Source organism: Haloferax profundi (assembly GCF_001469865.1).
Taxonomy (GTDB): Archaea; Halobacteriota; Halobacteria; order Halobacteriales; family Haloferacaceae; genus Haloferax; species Haloferax profundi.
Genome location: NZ_LOPV01000543.1, coordinates 1 through 5,488, shown reverse-complemented (window position 1 = coordinate 5,488; position 5,488 = coordinate 1). Strand labels below are relative to the sequence as shown.

Here is a 5,488-nt window from a genome sequence, read left to right as displayed (position 1 = left end):
GAGCCTGCTGATTTGACCGAGTGGCAGCGTACTGCGGATGGTCCTCCCTTGGAGATGACGCACCAGGGTCGGCTGCTCGACACGTTCGTTTCACAGGTGATGGTCCAACCGCCGGGGTGTCCACACGCGTTTCCGGCGTTGTTGTACGTGGGACGTGGGTGGAGTGATGACCAGCTTGTCTACTCTGGGGGGTGGGTTATCGACGATGCGGCGCTGTTCGAAGATTCGCTGACGGTGTTGACGATGGAAGACGCTGCACAGGTGGTCGGTATCGATGTTGGCGATTTGGATGGCGATGGGCTCGGAGATGCGCTGAAGCGGTCGTTATCGGGTGAGCAGGCTCAGCGGGGTGCGCAGATTGACTCCGGGACAGTCGGGTCGTTGGTGAAGGCGGGAGTTTTGTCGGAAGGAGAGGGAGAAGGAGTTGACCACTACGTCCGGAAGCGTCCTGGGCGGAGTGAGCAAGACCAGGGGGGCGATGGAAATGTCGTCGTGACGCATGTAGGGTTGGATGCTCCGGTCCTCCATCTGGTGAACGCGGGTAAGGCGTCGAATGAGGTGAAGTTCAAGGCAGGGGCTGAACTCTCGAAAGGCGTGAACTAACCGTTTCCACTCAATCGAACTCTTGCTACTAGGGCGTATTGGAAGTAAAAATTTGGTGAGGTTTCTTCGGTCGTGCTGAATAGAGAGCGCGAGTCGGGCAGAATATACCCAACCGTAATCCCCAAACATTAGGTTTATTTTCTGAACGTTCTACGAAGAAACATGGTTGAACCCCTCCAGCGTCAATTGAATGTCCTCATTTTGCTTAGCTCAACAATCCTCGGGGTAGCTTTGACGTACTTACTCTTGAGCTATACTGTCGGCTTTATATTCCTCGGGATTGCAGTGATTATATCCGGTCTTATCGCCTTCTTGGCACTCCTCTACAGTAGCAGTTGAGTACCAACCATCAGAACCTGTTCTGAGTAGTACACCCTCTGTCTGTGTCACGCACTTTCTGTCAAGGCCTGAGGATTTCAACAGAGCCTATTGTTTCTGAAACTTTTTCGAATGAATAGCTGTTGGGTAGGTGTGTAAGTGGATTAGCTCAGACGTCGAATCCGTTTCGCCTGAGTGCCTCTGCCAGCTCCCCGTCAGGGTCAGCCGCAAACTCAACCAACGATGATTCAGGCCTTGTTGTCGTATATAATTCAGAGTCAATATTGTCAGGAATTTCGTTCGTGTGCGTCTTATCTACAACTGCAACTGATATTTTTGGTCTCGTATCCGCGTCTTTTGACTCGCTCATTAACTGATGGTACGGGGAAACGACGTTTGGCTTTTACCATTCGGGTATCAAATTTTCTCTACGAAAAAAGCGTTTTGACAGGTGAGAATATGATAACCGTACATTCAGCGCACAATCTCAAGAGAACAACAACGAATTTGTCTCTTGCGTGAAACTAGAGCGGGTGATGCCCTCCATCATCGACGACGTCGCGTTCAGCGAGCCCCCTGGGAAGCCATTTGGCGCACTCCAGCTCTGTGGTGCCCTCATCTTTTCGGGGATCTACTCGTGTCGTGAGGAGGGTGAGGGTGTTCAGTCGATTCCATACGTTGCGGCAAAGCACATTGGAGATGGTCTCTTGATGCAAGCAGAACGTCGCGGAAAGCAGTACCAGTGGCGGCTCCTTATCGACGACGACGATACTGTCGGTGAGATCTACGAGGAGGTGAACGATGGCCTCAGCGAGGGGCTCTCGCTCAGCGTCCAGCGCATCAGCGAACCGGAATGCTGGCTCGAAGAGGGATTCGACTCGGACAACCTTCCACCGGAACAACAAGCAGCACTCGAAGCCGCAGTCGAGTTCGGCTACTACGAATCACCGCGTCGTAACACAGTCAAAGAAATCTCAGAGAAACTCGACATCCCCAATTCGACGCTCCAATACCGGATCACTCGGGCCGAAGCGTGGTTGGCTCGTGAATTCGTCACGGACACACTCGGTACCGAAGTCGAACAGCGTGTCGACCCCGACGAACTCGAAGTGAGTGCGTGAACTGCCTCGGGGTCAAGCCCCGAGGCACTCGCCTTGAACCGCTTGTTGATTCGAATGGAGAATAGTCGTCTCCAATCGCATGGTGTCGTCCGCTTTGTGTCTCACGAGAACCAGTTACGGTGGAACGGCTCTGTTGAAACCCTCTGAGCCTGACAGTAAATGCGTGCTGAATATCGAGGGTGAGTTCAGCACGACCGAGGGATGACAGTCTGACCCGACGGGAACGGTTCGCGTAGCATTGTAAACCACGGTTAGGTGGAATCAGAATCGACGTATGACAGAGATAGCGGCACTAACGGCGATGATACCGCCAATAATCCCAACTGTGGCAAACAGGAAGAAGTGTTCGTTGCCATCGGAAACGAAGTATCCAATGTCGGCAAGCATAATCAGTACGAGGGCATGAATCAACGTCTGTAGGTTTGTCTGGGTGCGGATTGACTGGAGTTTTTCAGCCGTTTCGGAGGGCATAATCAAAAAGCGGAGAGTACGCTTTTACAGGTTGTCCTTCAGCACACCACGCCCACAGACTGGATGCTGACTCTGCGCTCTTTATTCAGCACAACAATCGAAACATATCATGGATTGAGGATCTCAACAGAGCGGGTGGAACAGTTATCTCTCCCGGTTGTGTATGTAAAATCACACACCAAATGTGGAATTCAACCACTATCTTGCTACTATCTGTCCAACATTTGATGCACGCAGTCAGTCGTCCCGAACTTGCTTGCAGAAGGCGAGAAACAAGCGTCCCCAACGTGAACGGTCACAGATCAAAGAGAACCGAAAGAACGGACTCACCATGATTTACTCCTCAGTCCTTCTCGACATCGACATCGAAGAAGCGAAAGAACTCGTTCGGAAGCGGAACCGTGGCCTCTCTCGCAGGGAGACCGATGGAGAGGTGGTGTACATGAGCCAAGCCGGGCATCGGTTAGGCACACTCACAGAAGCTACACTCCCGAATGGCCGGGTGGGGACACGACTTCGATATCGAAGCTCGATAATCTCACCAACTGAGGCAAACGCAAAGCGACAAGCGAGAGGAATATACGACGCAGTATCGTCTTCGAAGTACAGGTGACATCCTCCCAGAGATTACAATATTCACACCATGGTTGGGTATTGATCGACCGACGTATCCGTAGCCACCTGTGCAATCTCTTTCATACGTACACGGCCCCAGTAGTGGTGGCACTATCGGGTTTTAAACAGAGACGCGAGTCGTCCTTCTCGTTACACTATTCTGGGCCGGGCATATCGGCACGGACCGTCTCGTGGGCGATGGGTTGACGAGACGCCTCGCGTCTCGTTTGTGCACGAGTGCTTACACTCGTGAACGCTGTATCCCCTCCCTACTCGCTCCTTGAGGAAGGGAACTTAGCGCCTATTTTCAGTAAAAATAACTCACAAACACAGTACCTCTTCGCACGAGGCGGATGTCACGAGCGGTGATTCAGTCGGACGTGACCACCGAGGTAGTCTTCGAAGATGACTGTCGACGGTCGAGCAACCAACTGACGACTGTCAACGACAGCCCGCCGACGACGAACAGCGCGCCGATCCACGGCGTATCGACGAGGCTGAGGCCGTTGCCTCCCTCAGTGACCCAGCCACCGACGTAGGCGCCGACAGCGATGCCGACGTTGAACGCGCCAATGTTGAGCCCGGAGACGACGTTGACTGCCTCGGGAGCGAGACGCTCGGCTTTGTTGACGACGTACGTCTGCAGCGGCGGAACGTTCGCGAAGCCGACGACGCCAAGTAAGAACACTGTGACGATGCTCCACGTCGGGTCGCTGGCGGTGAACGTAAACGCTGCGAGGACGACTGCTTGTACGGCGAACAGTCCAACGAGCGTCTGGACTGCACCGAAGCGGTCGGAGAGCTTTCCCCCACCGAGATTACCGACGAAGACACCGGCACCGTAGAGGACGAGCAGGGCACTTACTGTCGCAGGCTCGAAGCCGGATATCTCGCGGAGGATTGGTTCCAGATAGGTGAACGCGACGAACGTCCCACCGTATCCGATGGCAGTCATTGCGAGGACGAGGAGGATTTGACCCTCAAGGAGAGCCGAAAGCTGGTCCGCAAACGACCCTTGTTCTTTGTTTTCTAGGTCACGCGGGAGGAGAACCCAACTAGAGACGAAGCCGATCAGGCCGAGAAGAACGATAGCCCAGAAGGTCGTTCTCCAACCGAAGCTCTGACCGATATAAGTACCAAGCGGGACACCGGTCGCTGTTGCGACGGTCAGCCCCGCAAACATGATAGCGACAGCGCTAGATTCACGTTCTTTTCTGACGATGTCGACGGCGATAGTTGACCCAATAGCGAAGAACACACCGTGGGCGAGCCCCGTCAGGACGCGTGCGAGAACGAGTAGTTCGTACGTGGGGGCGAACGCTGCGACGACGTTCCCCGCGACGAATAGCCCCATCAAGCTCAACAGCAGTTTCCGCCTGCCGACTCGACTCGCCAAGCCAGTAATGACAGGTGCACCGAACGCGACAGCGAGCGCGTACAGGCTCACAAGGAGCCCGGCCGTCGCAACAGTGACGCCGAGGTCGGTGCCGATTGGAGTCAACAGGCCGACGATGATGAACTCGTTCGTCCCGATGGCAAAGGCACTGATGGTGAGCGCGAGCAGTGCTGCCGGATAGGGGAAGAAGCGCGATACCGGTTCGCCCGTCGATGAACTGTCACCGGGCGAATCGTCGTGTGCTGGTTCGGATTGGTCGGATTGCACATTTACTTCGATGGGAGGACTCCGATTCATCCCTCGTTCGGAATATCCCAACGAAATTTCCGATCCCAGAGACGACTAAAACCGAGAGTTGCGCTATTCCAATTATGCCGATTGTTCAGTATCGACGGGATGGTTATCGGTCGCGTCGCCATTCGTAGTAAACAATAGATGTTGGTGACGGTCGGCGCCCACACCGAGGCACAGGAGTGCCGCAGCCTGACTGTTGAAATAATTCAAGCGAACATACTGGCAGTCTTGCCCCATCTGTAGAAATGCAATGAGTGAACTGACACTCGACATAAACTCGGACAACACTGCACTGCTCGTCCAAGACATGCAGCGAGACAACCTTCATCACGAAGGGGCGAACAAGGATTCCGGCGTCCCTGAACACGCCGAGGAGCAGAATATCTACGAGCACATAGAGGCGCTGATGGATACCGCTCGGGAACGAGATGTCCCGGTCATCCATATCCACTACATCGCAGAGGAAGACGCCGCTGGACTCGCCCAGAATGCAGCTATTTTCTCGGACATCGCCGCAGACGAAGTCTGCGTTCGCGGATCGTGGGGTGCGCAGCCGATGAATGGGATGGAACCACACGAAGACGATGTCGTCGTCGAAAAAATGCGCGTGGACGGGTTCCGCGGCACAAACCTCGACAACCTGCTTCGCGGCTTCGACGTCGACAGCTTC

General features: G+C 54.4%; 5 protein-coding genes and 1 pseudogene. 3 read left to right on the top strand and 3 right to left on the bottom strand.

Annotated features, from left to right (window positions below; genetic code table 11):
- The first annotated feature begins 54 nt into the window (after window positions 1-54).
- Window positions 55-603, top strand: a complete 549-nt coding sequence (locus tag AUR66_RS16480) for a hypothetical protein (RefSeq protein WP_058573295.1) — start codon at window positions 55-57, stop codon at window positions 601-603.
- A 487-nt stretch (window positions 604-1,090) separates the two neighbouring features.
- On the opposite strand, the gene AUR66_RS20840 is transcribed toward AUR66_RS16480, so the two are convergent.
- On the bottom strand, window positions 1,091-1,291 hold the full coding sequence (locus AUR66_RS20840) for a hypothetical protein (protein ID WP_082682258.1): 201 nt from the start codon (window positions 1,289-1,291) through the stop codon (window positions 1,091-1,093).
- Window positions 1,292-1,511: 220 nt separating this feature from the next.
- Here AUR66_RS20840 and AUR66_RS16475 point away from each other — a divergent pair.
- Window positions 1,512-2,042 (top strand): annotated as a pseudogene (locus tag AUR66_RS16475) (helix-turn-helix domain-containing protein); the annotation flags it as partial.
- Window positions 2,043-2,303: 261 nt separating this feature from the next.
- Here AUR66_RS16475 and AUR66_RS16470 read toward each other — a convergent pair.
- The gene (locus tag AUR66_RS16470; protein ID WP_058573294.1) at window positions 2,304-2,513 is read right to left on the bottom strand and encodes a hypothetical protein; all 210 of its coding nucleotides are present in this window, start codon (window positions 2,511-2,513) and stop codon (window positions 2,304-2,306) included.
- 985 nt (window positions 2,514-3,498) lie between these two features.
- Window positions 3,499-4,791: an MFS transporter gene (locus AUR66_RS16465; protein ID WP_197409839.1), complete on the bottom strand. Its 1,293-nt coding sequence runs from the start codon at window positions 4,789-4,791 to the stop codon at window positions 3,499-3,501.
- A 277-nt stretch (window positions 4,792-5,068) separates the two neighbouring features.
- On the opposite strand from AUR66_RS16465, the gene AUR66_RS16460 reads away from it, so the two are divergent.
- Window positions 5,069-5,488, top strand: a 420-nt coding sequence (locus AUR66_RS16460; protein ID WP_058573293.1) for a cysteine hydrolase family protein, incomplete at its 3' end; no start/stop codon positions are given.

Bases quoted from the DNA above. Each gene is read 5' to 3' on its own strand.
- AUR66_RS16480 (WP_058573295.1), top strand. From the start codon at position 55: ATGACGCACCAGGGTCGGCTGCTCGACACGTTCGTTTCACAGGTGATG.
- AUR66_RS20840 (WP_082682258.1), bottom strand. From the start codon at position 1,291: ATGAGCGAGTCAAAAGACGCGGATACGAGACCAAAAATATCAGTTGCA.
- AUR66_RS16470 (WP_058573294.1), bottom strand. From the start codon at position 2,513: ATGCCCTCCGAAACGGCTGAAAAACTCCAGTCAATCCGCACCCAGACA.